Source organism: Paenibacillus durus, from assembly GCF_000756615.1.
Lineage (GTDB): Bacteria > Bacillota > Bacilli > Paenibacillales > Paenibacillaceae > Paenibacillus_AQ > Paenibacillus_AQ durus.
Window position 1 is genome coordinate 3,521,218 of record NZ_CP009288.1, and the last position, 17,271, is coordinate 3,538,488.

Genomic DNA, 17,271 nt, shown 5'->3' on the forward strand with positions numbered 1-17,271 from the left:
GGGGATACACCTCAAAATGGATGACACTATAAATTTCCAGGATTTATTTAAAAAAAGCGCGCTGCACCTTGATGCCTTCCGGACCGTTTCATATATCGATGTCCTGCTCGGTCTTATCACTTCCTTAGGTGTCGGTCTGTTCATCTTTTACATTTACCGCAAAACCTTTCGCGGGGTCGTCTACAGCTATAATTACAATGCCGCCTTCGTGCTCATGTGCATGATTACAAGCATGATTATCATGACCATCAGCTCCAATATCGTGCTCTCTCTCGGTATGGTTGGAGCACTCAGTATCGTGCGTTTTCGTACCGCCGTCAAAGACCCGCTGGACATTGTATACATGTTCTGGTCAATCGCGGGCGGCATTGCGACTGGAGCCAAACTCTATCCTGTCGCGCTCATCGGCTCCCTCGTCATTGGACTCGTACTGCTGTGGCTGTCCCGCCGCAAAGTCCGTGAGCAGCCTTACCTGCTGATTATCCGTCACTCGGAAGACGCCACCACGGAGCTTCGGGTCCGGATGCGGAAAATTGAACATACGCTGAGATCCAAGACGATCCGCAAGGACTTTGTGGAGCTTACGGTCGAACTCAGAATGCGGGACAACAACACCTCGTTCGTCCATGACATTTCCTCCATCGAAGGCGTTATGGATGTTTCGCTGATTAACTACACCGGAGATTACGCCCAATAATTATGAAAAAGCGCCAGAACAGCTAAAGTAGCTGATCACTGGCGCTTCTTTTTTCAATACGGGTTGGCAGCAAATGTTCACTCCCGGGCCGTATTTATCTTGAGACGTTACAAAACCTTGCTCAGAAAATCCTTCGTTCTGGCGTTCTTTGGGCTGCCAAACACTTCGGCAGGCGTTCCCTGCTCGACGATAAACCCGCCGTCCATGAACAGAATCCGGTCCCCTACCTCGCGGGCAAAGCCCATTTCGTGGGTAACGATGACCATAGTCATGCCCTGCTCGGCCAGCTTCTTCATGACCTCAAGCACCTCGCCCACCATCTCAGGGTCAAGCGCCGAGGTCGGCTCGTCGAACAGCATGACATGCGGATGCATGGCAAGCGCGCGGGCGATTGCGATCCGCTGCTTCTGCCCGCCCGAGAGCTGCGACGGGTAGGCATCCTTTTTATCTTCGAGACCGACGGTGCGCAGCAGGTCCATCGCTATTTTGTCCGCTTCCGCAGGAGACTGCTTCTTAACCTTGATCGGAGCCAGCGTAATGTTTTGCAGTACGGTCTTGTGGGGAAACAGATTGAACTGCTGGAAGACCATACCCATTTTTTCGCGAGTAACATTGATATCATGCTTCCGGTCCGTAATGGACTGTCCTTCAAAGGTAATTTCCCCGCCTGTCGGCTGTTCCAGCAGATTCAGGCAGCGTAAAAAGGTGCTTTTTCCCGAGCCGCTGGGACCGATGACGACAATCACTTCACCTTTTTGTATCGTAAGATCGATACCTTTCAGAATTTCCAGCTTTCCAAATGCCTTTTGCAAGTTCTTAACGGTGATCACTGGCGCTCCATCTCCTTTCCAGCCGGCCAAGGACCTTGGATAATGTAAATGTCAGAATAAAATACATCAGAGTAATAACCAGCAGCGGAGTCAGTCCGTCATAGGTAATCGTGGTAATGGTTCTGGCTTGGAACAACAAATCCATCGCTCCAATCATGCCGACAATGGACGATTCTTTGATGATGGTGATGAACTCGTTGCCTATCGCCGGGAGTACATTCTTCAACGCCTGCGGAAGAACAATATAGCGCATGGTCATCGCCTGCGTCATCCCGAGTGAACGTGACGCTTCCGTCTGTCCCAGGTTCACGCCCTGAATACCCGCCCGGAATATTTCGGCAAGATAAGCTGAGCTGTTGATTGTAAGAGTAATCACCCCCGACTGTATCGCGGTAAACTCAAGTCCGATTGAAGGAAGACCGTAGTGAATAATAAACAATTGAACAAGCATCGGCGTTCCGCGCAGAAATTCCACCCAGGCGGCGGCGATCCAGCGAAGCACTCTGAAGCTTGACATCCGCAGCAGAGCAACGACGATCCCGAGCACGAAGCCGCAGATGACTCCGATTACCGCGAGAAGCAGCGTGTACTGCAGTCCGGTCAGAAAAAAGCTGCGGTATTCATAGGCCATATTTAGCAAATTCATCCTACCCCAAACCTCCTATCAACAAAAAAATAGAAAACGGCGGACCACCGCCATTTTCTTCATTTGAGTGAAAAGCAACATACCAGCGCAGCTTTAAAGCTTACTTGCTCACGGCCAGATCGCTCGCCTTGGTCACATACTCTTCGATCTTTCCAGCAGAGTTCAGCTCGCCCAGAGTCTTGTTGATCTGTGTCAGGAGCTCCGAGTTGCCCTTCTTGACCCCGATGACGTAACCGTCATCTTCCACTTGCGGCTTCGCGTCAGTAATAGTCAGACCCTTTACATTTTTTACAAAAGATTTGGCTACCGGCCCTTCCATAATGGATGCATCGACACGGTTTGATTGAAGCTGGAGCACGATATCGGAAATTTTAGCGAGCGATGTCAGCTTCGCCCCCTCGATTCCTTTCGCGATATCTTCCTGAATGGAACCGGTCTGAATGCCGATCTTCGCGCCTTTCAAGGTATCCATCGTGCTGAATTTATCCTTGTCAGCTTCGCGGACCACAACGGCCTGCTCGGCTTTATAATAAATGTCGGACAGATCGATTTGCTTGGCTCTATCCGGAGTCGGACTAAGACCTGAAATGACCATATCCACTCTTCCGCTGGACAGCTCATTCAGCAGCGAGTCAAACGGCAGGTCCTTGATGACCAGCTCCGCGCCCATATCGGAAGCAATCTCCTTGGCAATATCAATGTCAAAACCGACGATGGTATCTTTACCCTCCACTATCTTGTGGAATTCATACGGCGGAAAGTCCGCGCTTGTTCCCAGCGTCAAGGTCTTCGCCGCGCCGGCATTGCCCTCTGTGGTGTTGGTAGTGGAACCATCCTTGCCGCAGCCAGAAATAAGGCTTGCCGCAAGCAGCATCCCCATAGACATTTTGATCCATTTGTTCATTTTCTCTTTCTCTCCCCTGTTCTCTCGTCGGGCGATTTGAAGCCCATCTCTAAGTATGTTAGTTGCCTTTTTGACCCAGACCGACTTATTATAGTTCAACCTACATGAATATGCAAAGAGTATTTTGTTGACAAATTGACCAAAATTATAGGGAAGTGCCGCATCCTTTATTTGCGAAATTAGCAGGTTGAGTGGCAGTATCAGTTTCTGAAAACATTCAGAAAAATAGTTTAATACTATGTATTTAAGGGTATTAAACTAAGTATACCGCTCGGGAGGCGTAGTGGCGCTTCAATCAGATTTAGGAGGGGAGACCATGCTGCTGGAAGCTTTGTATCACGTTCCACGCGATAAATGGGCATATGCCTATGACAAGGAATCCGTGCATCTGCTGATGCGGACCAAACGGGATGACGCTGATGCGGTATATGTCATGACCGGTGACAAATATGCTTGGGATCAGACTTTCGAGGAAATTGCGATGGAAAAAGCCGCTTCCGACGAACTATTCGATTATTGGGAAGCCTGTGCGCGGCCTAAATATAAACGGTTGTCCTATCTTTTTCGAATCGAATCAGGCGGTGAAACGGCTTATATGTCCAGCAAAGGGATTATGCATGAGATACCGCAGCCTCCGGGTAACAATTTCGACTTCCCGTATATCCATGAAGTTGATTTGTTCAAGGTTCCGGAGTGGGCTAAAGAAGCGGTCTTCTACCAAATTATGCCGGAACGTTTCGCCAACGGAGACACGGCCAATGACCCGGAGGGAACTGAAGCCTGGGGCGGTGAACCGAAGTACGACAACTTTTTCGGGGGCGATATCCAGGGGGTAATCGATCATCTCAGCTACCTGCTTGATCTCGGCGTAAATGCGATTTATTTCACGCCGCTGTTCGTGTCCCCGTCCAATCATAAATACGACATCATTGATTATAAACGGGTGGATCCGCAATTTGGCGATAATGAGCAGCTGAAGACTTTGGTCGATCTCTGCCATGAGAAAGGCATCCGCGTCATGCTCGATGCGGTGTTCAACCACTGCAGCAAACAATTTCCGCCCTTTCAGGATGTTATGGAGAAAGGCGAACACTCCAAATATGCTGATTGGTTCCATATCAATTCCTTCCCCGTAGAAGTCGTGGACGGTATACCGACTTACGATACCTTCGGATTTTATGAGGCAATGCCCAAATTCAATACGGCCAATCCGGAAGTCAAGTCCTATTTGCTGGACGTGGCGGAATACTGGATCAAGGAAGTCAAGCTGGACGGCTGGCGCCTCGACGTGGCCGACGAGATCGATCACCACTTCTGGCATGATTTCCGCAAGGTTGTGAAAAAAGCCAATCGGGACGCTTATATCGTAGGCGAGGTATGGAGCGATTCGCTAGCTTGGCTGCTCGGAGACCAGTTCGATTCCGTCATGAACTATCCGTTCTCCGGAACCGTTCTGGAATTCTTTAACGGCGGAATGGACAGCTACACCTTCTCAAATAAAATAGGCGGTCTGCTCATGCGCTACCCCAAGCAGGCCAATGAAGTCATCTTTAACCTTCTGTGCAGTCACGACACCCCGCGTCTGCTTAACGTTCTCGGGGAAGACAAGCGGAAAATGAAGCTCGCGGTCGCCTTCCTATTCACCTTCATTGGTACGCCATGTATATACTACGGTGACGAAATTGGGCTGTCCGGCGAAGGCGATCCCGGCTGTCGTAAATGTATGGAATGGGACCCAGACAGACAGGATCATGAGCTTCTTGATTTCTATAAAATAATGATTTCACTTCGCAAGGAGAATCCTGCGCTGCGAGGCGGAAGTTACCGGATTCTGGGCGCCTGCAAGGATGATCCCTGCATCATTTATGAACGTGTGGACAGCGATACCCATTTTACAATCTGGATGAACAATTCACCCGAACCCCGCAGCTTAAGCCACACGATTGAGACCGACGATTGGACCGATGCGCTCTCTGGCGACGCGGTAAGACCCGATGAAGGTATCATGCACATCTCTCTCGAACCGTATGGATTCCGCATTTTATCCCGCCGTGTAGAGCAGAAGATGCCCCCTTTCGTTCATAACGCGTCCGGCCGAGTATCAACAGAGCACTCTCCCGTACACCGATAAGTTCAAGCTGGCCGCCGCAAAATCAGTCTAGACTTAAGTATCGGATTTCGGTAAAAAAAGCAGCTTTCTCTAGCGCTCAAGCACTTGTGAGAAAGCTGCCTTTTTCTTTATTTTCGTGAATCAGCGTACATTCAGCCCGAATATTATCCCTGCCCGGTGATCTTCTTATAGATATCGATATACTCCTGCGCGGATACATCCCAGCTATAATCTCCCGTAAAAGCGTTGCGGGTCACGCGTTTCCAATGCTCGGGCTTGTTATAGAAGGATATCCCCCGGCGAAGGGTGTTCATCATGTCATGAGCGTTATAATCTCGGAAGGTGAATCCGTTCCCTTCCCCCGTTTCCTCGTTATAGGAGTGAACGGTATCATTCAGCCCCCCCGTTTCCCTGACAACCGGAACGCTGCCATACCGCAGAGCGAGCAGTTGGCTGATTCCGCACGGTTCGAACTTCGACGGCATCAGGAACAAATCGCTTCCGGCATAGATTTTACGCGACAGCTCATCGCTGAACCGGATCTGCGCAGACAGCTTGGTCGGATAACGCCATGCGGCTTCGCGGAACCAGCGCTCGTATGCTTCATCCCCGGTACCAAGGACGACAAACTGGACGGTGTCGAAATACAGCATTTCATCCAACACCCGGGTCACGAGGTCAAGTCCCTTCGAATCGACTAAGCGAGTGACCATGCCTACAAGCGGGATATGCGGTGCTACCGGGAGACCCAGTTCCTGCTGTAAACCGATTTTGTTCTCGGTCTTCTTGTTCAGATTATTCCGGTATTTCGTAAAGATTTTGGAATCAGTCGCCGGATTATAGGCCTTCGTGTCAATACCATTGACAATACCGCTTAAATGATCGGCCCGGTCATTCAACAGGCCGTCCAGACCGTAACCAAAGTGTGGCGTTCTGATTTCCTGCGAATAGGTCGGACTGACCGTAGTCACATGATCGCTGAACACGATGCCGCCTTTAAGGAAATTAACATTGCCGTAGTATTCCACCCCGAGAAAAAAGCTGCCGTCCAGGCCGAGCAAATCGCCCAGAACCTCAAATGGAAACACTCCCTGATACAGCAGATTATGTATGGTGAATACGGTACGGATGTTGCTGTAGAACGGATTGTTGCGGTAATGCCCCTCCAGAAGCATGGGAATGACGGCGGCGTGCCAATCATGGCAGTGCAGCACATCGGGCTGGAAGTCAATCGCCGGGAGCACCTCTAAAACGGCTCTGTTGTAAAAAGAAAACCGTTCCGCGTCATCCAGATATCCGTATATGCCGTCACGGCCAAAGTAGTATTCATTGTCTATAAAATAGACTGGCACCCCTTCATGATCCAGCCGCTCGATTCCGCAGTATTGATTCCGCCAGCCTACAGGCACCTCGATTACCTTGACAGGCTCCATTTGTAAGCGGTATTTCTCCGGAATCCCGCGGTACTTCGGCAAAATGACTCTTACGTCCACTCCGGCTTCTTTCAGCGCCTTCGGCAGCGCACCAATTACGTCGGCAAGGCCTCCCGTTTTGATAAACGGGTGGCCTTCCGCAGCGGCAAACAGCACTTTCATTCCCTTTTCCTCCTCTTGTGTAACTAACTGTTAAATAGAGTGATTCGTTTCCTGCGGGATTTCGTCGCTTTTTGTTTTACGTTTGCGCGGAGCTGCTTTTTTGGCCGGCGTTTCGGACTTTGGAGTCTTGTCAGCCGGTTTAGCTTCACTCTTAGCTTTGGCACGCGTCGTCTTAGCTTTTCCTTTTGGAACTTCATCTAATACTGCCGTCTCATCTCCCTTCGCCTTCCGTCCACTCTTTTTTAGCACCACCATGCTGAGCGGAGCCAGGGTCAGTGCAAGGCTTTGGAGCTGGCCATGCATCTCTTGTTTCTCTGTCTTCAATGGGCCTGGCGACGTTCCGGAGCCGCCGAACTCCGGTCTTTCCGAATTGAATGCCACTTCATAGGTTCCCGCTTTCGGAACGCCGATTCGGTAATTCGGCCGCTCCACCGGCTGGAAGTTGATGACGACAACAAGCTGGTCGCCAGCCTTTTTCCCTTTGCGAATATAAGTAATGACGCTTTGCCAGTTGTCGTCCGCGCTGATCCATTCATACCCATCAAAGCTGTGATCAAGCTCCCAAAGCGCTTTCTCTTCAATGTAGAACTTGTTGAGCGCAGCCGTGTAGGCCAGCATTTTCCGATGGCTCTCATAATCGAGCAGCAGCCAGTCGAGCTCCTCCTGATCCTTCCATTCGATGAACTGGCCGAATTCGCCGCCCATGAAGAGCAGCTTTTTGCCGGGGCTTGTCATCTGATAACCCAGCAGCAGCCGGAGGCCCGCGAACTTCTGCTCATAGGAGCCTGGCATCTTATTCAGCAGCGACCTCTTGCCATGCACCACTTCATCGTGGGAAAGCGGCAGCGTGTAATTCTCCGAGTAAGCGTAGGCAATCGGGAATGTCAGCAAATTGTGATGATAGGGGCGGGCATCAAACTCCTTCTCGACATATGCAAGCGTATCGTTCATCCAGCCCATATTCCATTTGTAATTGAAACCAAGCCCGCCATCGTGAACAGGAGCGGTTACGAGCGGCCACGCGCTGGATTCCTCCGCCATCATCAACGCATGCGGGTAATGCTGAAACACTGTGGTATTCAAATTCTGCAAAAAGGCTATGGCCTCAAGATTCTCAAGACCGCCATTGACATTGCGTCTGAACTGATGTTCCTGCTTCTCAAAATCAAGGCGCAGCATGCTGGTAACCGCATCCACACGCATGCCGTCGATATGGTACACGTCATACCAGAACAAAGCGTTGGAAATAAGGAACGATAAGACCTCCGGTCTGCCGAAGTCAAAAGAAAGCGTTCCCCATCCCGGCTTCTCCGCCAGCATCGGATCGCTGTACTCATAGCATGGCGAGCCGTCAAATAAGCGCAGGCCTGGATCATCCTTTGCAAAATGGGCAGGCACCCAGTCGAGAATAACGCCGATATTCGCCTGATGCAGGCGGTCGATCAGGTACATCAGCTCCTTCGGCTCTCCGTACCGGCTCGTTGCGGCGAAATAGCCCGTTCCCTGGTACCCCCAAGAAAGATCGTACGGGTGCTCCGCCAGCGGCATGAACTCCACATGCGTATAGCCCAGCTCCTGCAAATAGGGAATCAGCAGGTCGGCGACTTCCGTATAGGTGTATAGCTCCCCGCCTTCCTTGTTATGAATATTTTCCTTCTGTCTCCATGTGCCAAGGTGCATTTCGTAAATATTGAGAGGCTTGTTGTAAGAACCTTTGTTCTTACGCCGCCAGGCCCCATCACCCCAGCGATAGCCTTCAATATCGGACACAACCGACGCGGTAGCCGGACGGACCTCAGCCTGATATCCATAAGGGTCCGCTTTCAAAAAGCTCGAGCCGTCCTGGCCGACGATTCTGTATTTGTAAAATGTTCCCCGGGCAATTTCCGGGAAAAAACGAGTCCAAATCCCCGAATCGGGTATCTTATATAACGAGTCTTCCTCACGGCTTCCATCCCAGCCGTTTCGATCGCAAGCCAATCCTACATATGTTGCATGGGGCGCCCACACGGAAAAACGTACTCCGGGAACTCCTTCTTCCACGGAAATATGCGCTCCGAGCATGCGATAACTGCGGTAATGGGTACCTTCGTGAAACAAGTAAATATCCTCCGGTGACGGCATGTTTACTGCTGTTGGTTGCTCAGCCAATTGAAATACCACCTTTTGTAAGAATGATTTAAGGTTTCCGGGGTCCCTGCAAAGTACCTTAATATACTCCGAAGCAAAGCCGCACTTTGTAGGAATATTTTATATAACAGGATGCACCTAATACATTACCCCAATTGCATTCGTTTGAAAATAATTGGTGCTGGCAAATAAGTGAAAAAGAAATGAAGATCTCAGTCATTTTTGTGTAATTTTCCAATGGACTTTGTAATATATTTCACTTAGCTTCGTTGTTCACATTTCAGACGTCAGTCGGTCAGGTTATATAACATGTATTGTTTTGACAAAACACATTTTTGGAGGGGTAAACGAATGAGTAAAAAAGATTGCATCGCCATGCTATTAGCAGGCGGGGAAGGGCGCAGACTTGCTCCACTTACATCCAGTATGGCCAAACCGGCCGTCCCTTTCGGAGGACATTTCAGAATTATTGATTTTCCCCTCAGCAATTGTGTGAACTCGGGTATTGATACGATCGGCGTACTGACGCAATATGAAGCTGGTTCCCTTCACAGCCATATCGGTACGGGAGAGGCCTGGGGTCTCCGGTCGGAAGAACGCAAAGGCGTAACACTGCTGCCCTCCGGCAGTGAAGAAAGAAATTGCTATACGGGTACGGCAGATGCTATTTATAAAAACATTCCATATATCGACAAACTTAATGTAGAGAATGTGCTTATTTTGTCCGGTGATCATATTTACCATATGGATTACCGCCAAATGCTTGATTATCACCTTGCTAAAAACGCCGAGACGACTATTTCCGTCATGGAAGTCCCGTGGGAGGAAGCCAGCCGCTTTGGTGTCATGAATGTTGACGATGATCTGAAAATCACGAGTTTTGTCGAGAAGCCCAAACAACCGGAAAGTAACCTGGCTTCAATGGGTATTTATATGTTCCGCTGGGATTATCTCAAGGCTCACCTGCTTAGCGACGCAGCGAACAAGAGTTCCAGCCACGATTTCGGCAAGGATGTAATTCCCGCCATGCTTCAGAATGATGATATCCTTTTCGCTTACCGTTTCAAAGGCTATTGGCGTGACGTGGGCACGGTGGAAAGCCTGTGGGAGGCACATATGGATCTCCTGCAACGAGATGGCTGGAAATTTAACAATGCGAATTGGCCCATGTACAGCCGCTCTCAAGTATCCAAACCATCCTCCATCCGGTCCAAAGGTCAATCCACAGATGCGGAATCCCTGATTAGCGAGTATGCCTCTGTGGAAGGCAATATCCAACGTTCGGTTATTTTCGACAATGTTGAAATCGGCAAAACCTCCTTCGTCACGAACAGCGTGATTATGCCCGGCGCCCGCATCGGCAAAAACGCATACATCGAAAATGCGATCATAGGGGAAGATGCTCTTATCAAAGAAGGGGCTGTTGTAAAAGGAAGCATTGATCGGATCGCTGTGGTCGGACCGAACGAGACGGTTGCGCCCAAACCGCTTATCCTTACCCAGCCTTCCCGGCTGCTTCAGGATGTATACGAGAAGGCCGGCACCGGAAGACTCCGGGCCGGGGGGCTGCTCTCGTAAGAACCAGAATCAAAAAGGGTTGTTTCAACAGGTTAATGTCTGTGAAACAACCCTTTCTTATTTAGAGTTAAACTCCCGGAACGAATGACGCCCGTTATGTACGTTATATAATGTTGTGTTTCATTTCATTCCACTCTCTGTCCAGCATAGCCATCTCGATAAGATTCGCATAGCGGTCACTGAAACGGGCCGCTTCGAGATGCTCGCCTTCCCGGCGGAATCCAAGAGCTTCATAAGCACGAATCGCGGAGGTATTGAAATCAAAGACACCGAGCGCAAGCCTGTGCAGGTCCAATGATTCAAACCCGATGCGCATAGCTTCGCCAATCATCCGGCGTACATAGCCCTTTCCCCGGTATTCCGGATCAAGTATGACCCTGGTAATTCGGGCCGAACCGTTATCCCGGTCAATGCCGGCCAGACTGAGATGTCCGATAACGGTATCCGTTGCCATATGCACGGCGCTGTAAACCATCAGCTCGGACTCAGCGGGATGGTTGGCGCCGGTGAGATATTTTCTCAGCTCATCATCCTGTATCGGAAAGTGAAGCGAAGGCCCCGCCCACTGCTTGAGGAAATCCGGCGAGACGCTCCAACGTCTCAGACATTCGAAGTCCGCTACATCAAAATACTGCAACCGAATAGCATTCATATCGCTTAAAATCTCTATTTTTTCATACAGATTGACAAGCCGCCCTCCGCCGACATCATTGGTGCCCATATAACGGAATCCCTGGCTCTGGTAATACCGGTTCAACTTTACATTATCGGCGATCGTATCTAGACGAAGCCCGCTGCGTCCGGAGGCTTTGGCCGTCTCGGCGGCGAACTTCAGCAGCTTGCTGCCCAGTCCCGCTCCACGGAAAGGCATCGCCACTGCAAGCCTGTGAAGATAAGCAAATGACTCGTCATTTCGCCGTCCCCAGTACTGGGGGTCTCCAAATTGCAGGGTGAACATACCGGCAGCCACGCCGCCCTGCATAACGATATAGACCTCACGCTCGTCAAAGTAACTCAGGATTTCCTCTTCCTTGAACTGCTCCGGTTTCCATTGTGTAAGGCCGTTATCGCGCATCCACTGCGCCGCTTCCCGCAGCAGCTTCAGAACATCTCCGGCCATACCGGAGTCTGCTCGAACCACGGTAAGTCTGCCCTGGGAAGTGTGGATATCTCCAATAACCGGCGAACTCATGTATTTCCCTCCTCCCGATCATGATTTTCCTCCGGCATGGGCAGGCTCTCCTGCCCCATCGTCTCCACTTCCGGAGACGGCTCCGCAAGCTGCAGGTACACCGTAACCCTAGTGCCTTTGCCAAGCTCGCTTTCAATTTCCATCGTTCCGCCATGAAGCTCCACCAGCTGCTGAGAAATAGCCAGACCAAGCCCGGTGCCGCCATTAAGCGAATCCACCTGGAAGAAGCGGTCTTTAACCCGGTTTAAGTGATCCTGGCTGATGCCGATTCCGCTATCCTGCACCACGATTTCGGCCTTTTCCTCGTCAGCACGGCGCGCAGAAAGCATGATGACTGAGCCTTCATGCGAGAATTTAACCGCATTGTCTGTCAAATTCAGGAACACCTGCTTCAGCCGGTTAGCGTCGCCTCTGACATAAATGCCTTCTTCCGCCTCCAGCACAAGCCTGATGCTCTTTTTCTCAGCTTTGGCCCACAGATTCAGAATAATTTCCTGCAGCAGCTCTTTTACACCTACGATGCCGATGGAAAGCTTCATTTCATTCTGATGCAGCTTGGAGAAGTCGAGGATCTCCTCGACAAGCCCAATCAGCCGGTCGCTCTCCTTGGAAATAATGCTCATACCGAGCTTTGTTTCTTCGGGGTCGTAACCGCCGGAGATTAACGTCTCGCTCCAGCCCTTGATGCTGGTCAGCGGCGTCCTGAGTTCATGCGATATCGAGGAGATAAAATCGTCCTTGATCTGATTGCTCCGCACAATCTCCTCGGCCAAGTAATTCAGGGTGGAAGCAAGCTCGCCGATCTCGTAAAGATAATCTCCCTTAATGCGCGCATTGAATTTGCCTTTGGCCATTTGCGCGGATACCGCCGTAATATTGTTCAACGGCTTGATAATTGAGTTGGCCAACCCGAAGCTGAAAGCGGCGACGACCGCAAGTACGGCTATGCCAACGCTAACCGAGATAAGAGTGACGTTAAACAAATCGGCGTTCACTCCTTCAACAGAGGTCACATAACGCAGCACATAGGAGTCGCGGCCGTGGATTTGCAGCACTTTGGAGACGGCCATAACGTTTTCGTTAGTTCCCGGCTGTCTGCCGACCCACCGTCCGATTCCGCCGCCGACCGCTTCCGGCACATCGCTCGTCGTAATCGTCCGGTCAGGCTGGAAGCCCGTCGAGCTTGTGATCATATCGCCTTTCAGTGTAAGCACTTGAAGCTCCGTATCCTTTAGTTCGAAGCTGCGCAGCAGCTCCTGCAGGGAAATCGGGGAGTCCCTACTAGTGACCCGATAAAAATATTCCGCCTGATTGAGTTGTGTCGTAATCCGGGTATAGATGCTGTCATAGTAATACGTCCGAATTACGATCAGAAAGATGACTTCCACGAGGAGAAGCGCCAAAAAAACTACAAGAATGTAGTGTAAAACAATCTGTCTGCGCATCCCCTTCTTGATCATTGTCCCTGACCTTTCCACTTATAACCGTGCCCCCATACTGTCTGCAGATATTCGGGCTCCGATGGGTTGTTTTCGATTTTTTGACGCAGCCTGCGGATGTTGACGTCTACGATCTTCGGGTCGCCCATATACTCCTTGCCCCACACATGATCGAGCAGAAGATCCCGGCTGAGCGGTGTATTTTCTTTTTCAAAGAAAAACTGCACGAGCGAAAATTCGGTCGGTGTAAGCTCGATAGGAGTTCCGCTGCGCTTGAATTGCTTGGAAATGAGATCCAGCGTAAACGGGCCGGACTGAAAAGACACCTTGGCGGACTGCTCCCGGTGCACATTCACTCTCCGGAGGAGCGATTGGATGCGGGCGATCAGCTCCGTCGGGCTGAAAGGCTTGCTGACATGATCGTCGGCGCCGACGGACAGCGCATATACCTTATCCTGCTCCTGCACCTTGGCCGTCAGAAAAATGATGCCGATCCGTTCATTCGTCTCGCGGATTCGTCTGCATACTTCGAAACCGTCAATACCCGGCACCATCACGTCTAGCAGCGCGATATCAATATCGGGTACCGCATTCAGCTTGGCGAGAGCTTCATTGCCGTCGCCCGCTTCCAGCACTTCAAACCCGTTGCGTTTCAAGTTGATGACAATAAAACTGCGGATGGATTCTTCATCCTCCAGTATGAGCACCTTACTCATTGATTCCCTTCCTCTCTGCGGGAACCGTAGTGTTCCCTTTCTTTATTCCGTCTGCATTCTGCTCCAGCTTACCCCGATACCCGATGATTGTGTCCGCATCCTGGCCCCAAAGCTCCCAGCCGTCATCTTTCACCCGATTCCACTCCTCCGTGGAGAAAAAGGAAATTTCGGCAACCGTCTCTCCGGTGTCGGTCATGATGAACTTGAGATACCGATTCTGCACGGATTTCGTATCAACCGTAACCTTGCCGTGCCATGACGGAGGAAAGTTCAGTGTAAACCGGTCTGATGGATCACGATACTGCTGCAGCGCGAAGACCAGACCTTCCTTTCCATCCCATTTATAGTAAGAGTAGAACCAGGGGACGGCATCCGCCTCGAAATTCTCCCAGCCGGACGGTCTTTCCATCAGGCCGATTTCGATAATGCCATCTCCATTGATGTCCCCGCTTGAAATCCGGCGATCCTTAAAGGTACTGTCGTCTCCGGAAAGTACGACTCTGAAACGGTTATTCTCCATAACGACCATATAACTGTAGGCGGAATGCGAATTGACGGCGGCATCGAGAACGATGCCTTCTTTACCTTTCGCTACCTTGCCGACAGCCACGTTGTAGTAATTATTAATGTAAGGATCGAGATTCTCCAGCCGGTCAAGCTCCTTGAACCCGCCGTTGTACTGATAGGTCGACAATGTGGAGGACTCGTTCCGCTTGAGCGAAACGACCGTTATGTCATCCATCCCGTCTCCGTTCAAATCATCGATCACATATTTGGTGTAGGGGAGCGTCAGCATTTCTTCCAGTGAAGTACCTGAATAGCTGTACACGACCAGACCTTTCTGCAGCCCTTCGTCTCCCCGGGAATAGCCGGCTATGATTTCCGGTATGCCATCACCCGTCAAGTCCCTGATTTCGACTGATTCAAGCACGGTGCCCGCGCCGTCGAAGGTCAGCTTCTTGACCCAGGAGTCGCTCTGCTTCTCCAAAATCAAACCGTGGATTTCCACCGTCTCCCCCGGCGTTTCATAGAAGACCAGCGTTTCCGGAACGCCGTCCCCGTTGAGGTCCTCTGTGCGGATGGAGCTGTCGTCGTCGTTATTCGGACGAATAAGCTTCAATGTGCTTATGGCGGCCATCAGGGTCGCCTTATCCTCTGAAAGCCTCGGCGACTTCATCCTGGATACGGGATCACTGATAAAGCTGCACCCCGATAGCAGCGAGAGCGCCAAGATACCAGCGCCAAATCGCCGCAACGCCGGGACAGCGAAAGTGCGGCGCAAGCCCGATACACCGGCGGTGGAACGCCGCGAACGAGAACGAGGTCGCCGCATACTTTGTATAATCAACTGGATCACTCATTTCATTCTTCAGAATTCGGCAGCTTTCGGCCTATAATAATCCGGCCCGCTCCTGCGAGGTAAGCCGGCGTCCGCTGACATCATGCCTAATCCTGCCATTGTCCAGCACCCAAAGGCGCGTAGCGTAGCGTTCAGCAAGCTCAAGCGGTATGATGGCGACAACCGTAAGACCGCTCTCCTTGCATAGTTCCCGCAGCGTCTCCATAATGCTCTGCGCCGACTTCGGGTCAAGCCCCGTCACCGGCTCATCGGCAAGAATGACCTTGGCTCCGTGGACGAGCGCCCGGGCGATGGCAACGCGCTGGCGCTCCCCGCCGCTGAGTTGGCCTGTCTTCATCTTGGCCTTGTCCAGCAAGCCGATCCGTTCCAGTTCATCCATCGCTCCCATGTAATCGTCGGAACGGACCATTCCCGTCAGTCTCCGCCATAAAGGGGTCTGGGCAGCTTGGCCAATCAGCACGTTCTTTAAAGCGGTGCGGGTCGGATTCAGCTGGGCGTTCTGCTCCAGGAACGCCCATTCACGGCGGATTTTCACTCTGCCGCCAAAGCCGCCCTGTAGAATATCGGTGCCATCCACCCGGAAATTCCCTTTGTCCCACTTGTCGCGCAGCGCCAGGCACCGGAGCAGCGTTGTCTTGCCGCTCCCGCTCGCGCCGAGCAGTCCGATCAGTTCTCCAGATTCCATTCGAAAGCCTATATCTCTCAGTACCGGAGTCTGTTCCGGTCCAATCGACTTGGCTAAATGCTCCACGATAATCATGAATCAGTCTCTCCTGTTCCCAGTTCTACTTCATATATAGTGTACTTGAAAAGCAAGAACAAATTCCATGCGATCACTCGTTCCCTTATCTTACCTCAAAATTCCCATTTTGGCGAGAATAATAACCCCAGGAAGAGGAACAGGATATTAAGGAATCCCATTATGCGGCTCCCATCATTCGTTCGGCGGCAAGCATCAAAGCATAGCACCCGATATATAGTGCAGCCCCATTAAGGCTTCAGCGAAGACGCTGTCAAGGCACGGATGATATCCTCCTAATATTTTTAGTATAATAAGAAACAACATTATAGTGGACAACCCTAAACCAAACAAGAGATAATCAGTAGTGAGTGATTTTCTGGGAGGACTGCATGTTTCATGGAATATGAATTGAAAATTGACGTGTCGCCCGTATATGAACTGGTGGACAGTTTCATGCTATATGTAACGCGAAAATGGATTTCCAATCTGGATATCGGACCCGAGTGGGTGCGCGACCTCGACGGTCGGATTCCCCCTCAAAAGGTGTCGGCGCTGCTGCAAGCCGCCGAATGGCCGTTCGAAGACTATGACGTTCTTTACTGCTGGGCTTATACCCACGGACCGTCTGCCAAAGTGCAGCTGTTCCTTGAAGATATGGAGTCCGCCACCGTGGAGGAATGGTTTGAACTCGCCGCCCCCTACGTTCCCGGGTTCACGCTGGAAGAGTGCCGCCGAATCAAAGATGGCTACGGACCGCTGCTGCGGCTCTGGCATGAACAGTACTTTCGGCATGTCGAGTCCAAAATGCTTCCTCTGCTTATTGAAGATGCTTCCGAGAAAAAGCTGCTGCAGAGCAAGATGGACCCCGGAGCGCTGATCGAGTACGCCTCGGGCGGATTTGTGATCGAGGACATCCCCGAGCTGGAAACAATCGTGCTTCTGCCAACGGTGCATCACCGGCCGATCAACACGTACTGTTTTTACAAAAAGCTGATGCTTGTACAGTATCCCGTGGACGTCCCCGTGGAGAATGAAGATGAGCCGCCCACCCTGTTACTCCGCATGACCAAAGCGCTGTCCGATCCGGTGCGGCTTCGCCTGCTCCGCTATCTTGCCAACGAGCCGAAGTCGCTCTGGGAAATGCAATCCGACCTCGGCCAGTCGGGCGACATTCTGATGCATCATCTGATGATGCTGCGGGTAGCCGGACTTCTGCGCCTCCATTTGCGGGAAGAGCAGAACGAACGGTTCAGCATCCGTCTCGACGGCGCATCGGAACTTCAGATGTTCCTTGAATCGTATATTCGATTATAATACTCTTACAATCATACA

The 17,271-nt window shown here is 51.2% G+C and carries 15 protein-coding genes; 4 read left to right on the plus strand and 11 right to left on the minus strand.

Annotated elements, in window-relative coordinates; all coding sequences use genetic code 11:
• Positions 1-16: 16 nt before the first annotated feature.
• Positions 17-697 (plus strand): DUF4956 domain-containing protein, encoded by a 681-nt coding sequence (locus tag PDUR_RS14905; RefSeq protein ID WP_042206953.1) that lies wholly within the window; start codon positions 17-19, stop codon positions 695-697.
• A gap of 107 nt (positions 698-804) precedes the next feature.
• On the opposite strand, the gene PDUR_RS14910 is transcribed toward PDUR_RS14905, so the two are convergent.
• The 3 genes from PDUR_RS14910 to PDUR_RS14920 all read right to left on the minus strand — a co-directional run bounded on the left by PDUR_RS14910 (position 805) and on the right by PDUR_RS14920 (position 3,077).
• Positions 805-1,527, minus strand: coding sequence for an amino acid ABC transporter ATP-binding protein (locus tag PDUR_RS14910; RefSeq protein WP_042206954.1), 723 nt, complete (start codon positions 1,525-1,527; stop codon positions 805-807).
• The gene (locus PDUR_RS14915) at positions 1,514-2,173 is read right to left on the minus strand and encodes an amino acid ABC transporter permease (RefSeq protein ID WP_042206955.1); all 660 of its coding nucleotides are present in this window, start codon (positions 2,171-2,173) and stop codon (positions 1,514-1,516) included. The genes PDUR_RS14910 and PDUR_RS14915 overlap by 14 nt, the downstream gene beginning before the upstream one ends.
• Positions 2,174-2,273: 100 nt before the next feature.
• Positions 2,274-3,077 carry a transporter substrate-binding domain-containing protein gene (locus PDUR_RS14920; RefSeq protein WP_042206956.1) on the minus strand — a complete coding sequence of 268 codons (804 nt, stop codon included), beginning with the start codon at positions 3,075-3,077 and terminating at the stop codon, positions 2,274-2,276.
• A gap of 316 nt (positions 3,078-3,393) precedes the next feature.
• Here PDUR_RS14920 and PDUR_RS14925 point away from each other — a divergent pair, with 316 nt between their 5' ends.
• A complete protein-coding gene (locus tag PDUR_RS14925) occupies positions 3,394-5,208 on the plus strand; it encodes an alpha-glycosidase (protein WP_081949540.1) in 1,815 nt (604 codons plus the stop codon).
• Positions 5,209-5,351: 143 nt separating this feature from the next.
• On the opposite strand, the gene glgA is transcribed toward PDUR_RS14925, so the two are convergent.
• Both glgA and glgB read right to left on the minus strand, forming a co-directional pair.
• Positions 5,352-6,782: a glycogen synthase GlgA gene (gene glgA / locus PDUR_RS14930; protein ID WP_042206957.1), complete on the minus strand. Its 1,431-nt coding sequence runs from the start codon at positions 6,780-6,782 to the stop codon at positions 5,352-5,354.
• A 30-nt stretch (positions 6,783-6,812) separates the two neighbouring features.
• Positions 6,813-8,906: a 1,4-alpha-glucan branching protein GlgB gene (glgB, locus tag PDUR_RS14935; RefSeq protein ID WP_081949889.1), complete on the minus strand. Its 2,094-nt coding sequence runs from the start codon at positions 8,904-8,906 to the stop codon at positions 6,813-6,815.
• Between the two features lie 357 nt (positions 8,907-9,263).
• Between glgB and PDUR_RS14940 the strand changes: the two genes are divergently transcribed.
• Entirely contained in the window at positions 9,264-10,490 is a 1,227-nt protein-coding gene (locus tag PDUR_RS14940) for a glucose-1-phosphate adenylyltransferase (protein ID WP_042206958.1), read from the plus strand.
• Positions 10,491-10,593: 103 nt separating this feature from the next.
• Here PDUR_RS14940 and PDUR_RS27345 read toward each other — a convergent pair whose 3' ends face one another.
• From PDUR_RS27345 to PDUR_RS14970, 6 genes are read right to left on the minus strand one after another with little or no spacing between them, the layout of a single operon-like run.
• Positions 10,594-11,682, minus strand: coding sequence for a GNAT family N-acetyltransferase (locus tag PDUR_RS27345; protein WP_052410241.1), 1,089 nt, complete (start codon positions 11,680-11,682; stop codon positions 10,594-10,596).
• The gene (locus tag PDUR_RS14955) at positions 11,679-13,142 is read right to left on the minus strand and encodes a sensor histidine kinase (RefSeq protein WP_042206959.1); all 1,464 of its coding nucleotides are present in this window, start codon (positions 13,140-13,142) and stop codon (positions 11,679-11,681) included. Before PDUR_RS14955 ends, PDUR_RS27345 begins: the two co-directional genes overlap by 4 nt.
• Positions 13,139-13,837 (minus strand): response regulator transcription factor, encoded by a 699-nt coding sequence (locus tag PDUR_RS14960; RefSeq protein ID WP_042206960.1) that lies wholly within the window; start codon positions 13,835-13,837, stop codon positions 13,139-13,141. The genes PDUR_RS14955 and PDUR_RS14960 overlap by 4 nt, the downstream gene beginning before the upstream one ends.
• On the minus strand, positions 13,830-14,975 hold the full coding sequence (locus PDUR_RS14965; protein ID WP_179945159.1) for a hypothetical protein: 1,146 nt from the start codon (positions 14,973-14,975) through the stop codon (positions 13,830-13,832). The genes PDUR_RS14960 and PDUR_RS14965 overlap by 8 nt, the downstream gene beginning before the upstream one ends.
• A 52-nt stretch (positions 14,976-15,027) precedes the next feature.
• Positions 15,028-15,198, minus strand: a complete 171-nt coding sequence (locus PDUR_RS29180; protein WP_169744874.1) for a hypothetical protein — start codon at positions 15,196-15,198, stop codon at positions 15,028-15,030.
• 30 nt (positions 15,199-15,228) lie between these two features.
• Positions 15,229-15,957 carry a phosphonate ABC transporter ATP-binding protein gene (locus PDUR_RS14970; protein WP_042206961.1) on the minus strand — a complete coding sequence of 243 codons (729 nt, stop codon included), beginning with the start codon at positions 15,955-15,957 and terminating at the stop codon, positions 15,229-15,231.
• 378 nt (positions 15,958-16,335) lie between these two features.
• Here PDUR_RS14970 and PDUR_RS14975 point away from each other — a divergent pair, with 378 nt between their 5' ends.
• Complete coding sequence (locus PDUR_RS14975) at positions 16,336-17,253, plus strand: ArsR/SmtB family transcription factor (protein WP_042206962.1); 918 nt, start codon at positions 16,336-16,338, stop codon at positions 17,251-17,253.
• Positions 17,254-17,271 lie beyond the last annotated feature (18 nt).

Excerpts from the sequence above, each read along its gene's own strand:
- PDUR_RS14905 (WP_042206953.1), top strand. The coding sequence starts at position 17 with ATGGATGACACTATAAATTTCCAGGATTTATTTAAAAAAAGCGCGCTG.
- PDUR_RS14915 (WP_042206955.1), bottom strand. The coding sequence starts at position 2,173 with ATGAATTTGCTAAATATGGCCTATGAATACCGCAGCTTTTTTCTGACC.
- PDUR_RS14920 (WP_042206956.1), bottom strand. The coding sequence starts at position 3,077 with ATGAACAAATGGATCAAAATGTCTATGGGGATGCTGCTTGCGGCAAGC.
- PDUR_RS14925 (WP_081949540.1), top strand. The coding sequence starts at position 3,394 with ATGCTGCTGGAAGCTTTGTATCACGTTCCACGCGATAAATGGGCATAT.
- glgA (WP_042206957.1), bottom strand. The coding sequence starts at position 6,782 with ATGAAAGTGCTGTTTGCCGCTGCGGAAGGCCACCCGTTTATCAAAACG.
- glgB (WP_081949889.1), bottom strand. The coding sequence starts at position 8,906 with ATGCCGTCACCGGAGGATATTTACTTGTTTCACGAAGGTACCCATTAC.
- PDUR_RS14940 (WP_042206958.1), top strand. The coding sequence starts at position 9,264 with ATGAGTAAAAAAGATTGCATCGCCATGCTATTAGCAGGCGGGGAAGGG.
- PDUR_RS27345 (WP_052410241.1), bottom strand. The coding sequence starts at position 11,682 with ATGAGTTCGCCGGTTATTGGAGATATCCACACTTCCCAGGGCAGACTT.
- PDUR_RS14955 (WP_042206959.1), bottom strand. The coding sequence starts at position 13,142 with ATGATCAAGAAGGGGATGCGCAGACAGATTGTTTTACACTACATTCTT.
- PDUR_RS14960 (WP_042206960.1), bottom strand. The coding sequence starts at position 13,837 with ATGAGTAAGGTGCTCATACTGGAGGATGAAGAATCCATCCGCAGTTTT.
- PDUR_RS14965 (WP_179945159.1), bottom strand. The coding sequence starts at position 14,975 with ATGGCCGCCATAAGCACATTGAAGCTTATTCGTCCGAATAACGACGAC.
- PDUR_RS29180 (WP_169744874.1), bottom strand. The coding sequence starts at position 15,198 with ATGAGTGATCCAGTTGATTATACAAAGTATGCGGCGACCTCGTTCTCG.
- PDUR_RS14970 (WP_042206961.1), bottom strand. The coding sequence starts at position 15,957 with ATGATTATCGTGGAGCATTTAGCCAAGTCGATTGGACCGGAACAGACT.
- PDUR_RS14975 (WP_042206962.1), top strand. The coding sequence starts at position 16,336 with ATGGAATATGAATTGAAAATTGACGTGTCGCCCGTATATGAACTGGTG.